This is a genomic window from Streptococcus parasanguinis (genome assembly GCF_001578955.1).
Classification (GTDB): domain Bacteria; phylum Bacillota; class Bacilli; order Lactobacillales; family Streptococcaceae; genus Streptococcus; species Streptococcus parasanguinis_U.
On record NZ_KQ969692.1, the window covers coordinates 159,714 to 160,511 of the forward strand.

The 798-nt window shown below is 49.2% G+C and carries 1 protein-coding gene; it reads right to left on the reverse strand.

Annotated features, from left to right (window positions below; genetic code table 11):
• Window positions 1-798: DUF4982 domain-containing protein (locus tag SPADD19_RS12920; protein ID WP_241496576.1), on the reverse strand; the 798-nt coding region annotated here is incomplete at both ends.

The following is a 798-nucleotide window of genomic DNA, read 5'->3' on the forward strand; positions in this document are numbered from 1 at the left end:
GGACCAACCACTCTAGATAGAGTTCATCCGGATTTGCCCCTTCTTGGTAGGTCCGGCCATCAGCTGTGGTCTTCTTGGTAAAGGTCTTCACTCCTTGTGATTCCCCATTGACAATCAGTTCCACACTGTGGGCATTGGAGAAGGTTCGAACAGGGATCCGTCCTTCTTCATCCATGACACGATTGGCTAATTCTGGATTGTCCCAGTTCCAATGTGGTAAGAGATGCACCATTGGATGTTTCTCAGCCGATACCCATTGACTTTGGTACAGGTAAAAATCATTCTTTGGAAGTCCGGCAGTATCGACAATACCGAAATAAGAACTTTTCACAGGTGTATCATTTTGGTTGTGCCATGGGGTTGGCTCACCGATATAGTCCGTACCAGTCCAGATAAATTGTCCTGCATAGCCGGCATGATCACGGTCAAAGGTCCAAGAGGCGGTCGCTGTCCGACCCCAACCAACCCGGTCATTGCCGTAGTCTGATTGTTCATAATGGCGGTCTTCTTGGTTGCTGCCGACCCATTCTCTTTCAGGGTGGTAGTAAGAGCCCCGTGTCCGCGTTGCAGAAGAGGTTTCTGAGCCATAAATGAGCCAGTTTGGATGTTTCGCCCGTAAGCTTTCATAGTTGGCCTCTGAATAGTTGAAACCAACCGCATCAAGCTCTGCTGCTACTTTTTCATGGCCTCCTGAACCATCGCCAAAGCGGAATTTATCAGCTCCCATGGTGACATAGCGGGTTGCATCCACGTCTTTGATGGTCTTGACCAACCGACGAACGGTTGCGACAGATTTGT